We start from the raw sequence: 2,030 nt of genomic DNA on the forward strand, positions 1-2,030 counted from the left end.
CCCTGGCGGCGGCCCCCGCCCCGGCGCGCGACCACGCCGCCACCCGGGCGGCGCTCCGGGCCGCCGTCGACTCCGGCGTCCCCGGGGCCGTCGCCCAGGCACGCGACGGCCGCGGCGACTGGACCGGCACCGCCGGCGAGCGGGGCGGGAAGGACCGTTTCCGCGTCGGCTCCATCACCAAGACCTTCGTCGCCACCGTCCTCCTCCAGCTCCAGGCCGAAGGCCGGCTCGACCTCGACGACCCGGTCGAGAAGTGGCTGCCCGGCGTCGTTCGCGGCAACGGCCACGACGGCCGGAAGATCACCGTCCGCCAGCTGCTCAACCACACCAGCGGCGTCTACAGCGTCACCTCCGACCCCGGCTTCCAGGAGAAGGTCTTCGGCCCCGGCTTCCTGGAGCACCGCTACGACCGCTGGACCCCGCGTCAACTGGTCGGCATCGCCATGACCCACGCACCGGACTTCGCCCCCGGCACCGGCTGGAACTACTCCAACACCAACTACGTACTCGCCGGCATGGTCATCGAGAGGGTCACCGGCCGCCCCTACGGCAAGGCCGTCGAGAACCGCGTCATCAAGCCGCTCAAGCTCCGCGCCACGAGCGTCCCCGGCACCGACGTGCGGATGCCGAAGCCGAGCTCCCCCGCCTGGTCCACCCTCTCCGAGGACCCGGACGCCCAGGTCCACGACGTCAGCCGGCTCAGCCCCACCCTCGCCTACGCCGCCGGCGAGATGATCTCCGACTCCCACGACCTCCAGACCTTCTATCGCGCCCTGCTCAAGGGCCGGCTGCTCCCGAAGGCCGAGATGAGGGAGATGACCGCCACCGTCCCGGTGTCGCCCGAACTCCCCGGCCTCGGTTACGGGCTCGGACTCATGAAGCAGAAGCTCAGCTGCGGCAAGGAGATCTGGGGGCACGGCGGAGGCATCCACGGTTCCACCTCCGAGGCCCACACCACCCGCGACGGCGGGCACTCCCTCGCCATGAACTTCAACGCCGACTGGACGGGCGACGGCAACAGCGTCCTGGAGGCCGAGTTCTGCGGCGTCACGCCCAAGCGCTGACCCCTCACCGCGGCAGGACGACGACGTACGCGGCGGGCTGCCGGTCGGACGCGGCCATCAGGGCCGTACGCACCACGGTGGCCTGCTGCTCCATCGCCTCGCGCAGCTTGCGCGGGGTGAGGTGGACGACCGTGATGCCGAGCCGCTCCAGGTGCTCCCGCTTGCGGGTGTACTCGGACCAGAGCGCGTCCTCGTCCTGCCGCGGCGCCCGGGTGTCCAGCTCGACGGCGACGGCCTGGTCGGGCCAGTAGGCGTCCACCCCGCCCAGGTGCGGGCCGCCGGGCAGCCGCAGGTCCACGTTCCACACCGGGTCCGGCAGCGCGAAGTCCCGCACCATCTCGTACAGGCGCCCCTCGGAGCACGAGCGCCCCTCGGCGAGCAGCGCGTCCACCGCGTCCACCACGTGCGGCCGGGTGAGGAGCCGGGCGCGGCTCAACTCGCGCACGACTGTCCCCGGTTCGCAGTGCCCGCCGCGTACCGCCTCGGTCAGCAGGCGGCGTACGGTCTCCGGCTCCGAGAGCCCGGACACCGCGTCGGCGACGGCCCGGGCGACCGGGGCCACCGGGAGGCCCGTCAGCTCCACCGGCTCGGGGGAGTCGGCGGCGCGCACCACCCGCACCCACCCGGTGGAGCGCAGCCGCCGGGTGCGGGGGACCAGGACGTCGATCCGCTCCAGGGCGGTGAGGGTCGGGGCGGCGGAGAAGCGGTGCAGGGCCAGCGCGGCGAGTCCGGTGATCATCGGCTCGGGGCCCTGTGGGGGGACCGCCCCGTTCCCGCGGGCGTACAGGAGGGCGGCGTGGAGCCGGTCCTCGCTGGTGGGCGCTCCCGGCTGGAGCAGGAAGACGCCGGGGAGGAGCTGCTGCCAGGCGCCCGGCCGGCACCGCGCGGCCACCTCGCCGGCGGGAATGCCCTGGGCCCTCAACTGCGCGGCGGAGGCCAGGCGTTGCGCCCGGCCGGTGTGGGGGG

Annotated in this window: 2 protein-coding genes; one reads left to right on the forward strand and one right to left on the reverse strand. The window is 74.2% G+C overall.

Features of this window, described 5'->3' with window-relative positions:
* Nucleotides 1-2 precede the first annotated feature (2 nt).
* Complete coding sequence (locus tag EAO70_RS34940) at nt 3-1,064, forward strand: serine hydrolase domain-containing protein (RefSeq protein ID WP_148006835.1); 1,062 nt, start codon at nt 3-5, stop codon at nt 1,062-1,064.
* 4 nt (nt 1,065-1,068) lie between these two features.
* Here the strand turns inward: EAO70_RS34940 and EAO70_RS34945 are convergent.
* On the reverse strand, nt 1,069-2,030 hold a 962-nt coding region (locus EAO70_RS34945; RefSeq protein ID WP_261993202.1), incomplete at its 5' end, for a hypothetical protein.

The organism is Streptomyces sp. adm13(2018) (genome assembly GCF_008042145.1).
In the GTDB taxonomy this organism is placed as follows: domain Bacteria; phylum Actinomycetota; class Actinomycetes; order Streptomycetales; family Streptomycetaceae; genus Streptomyces.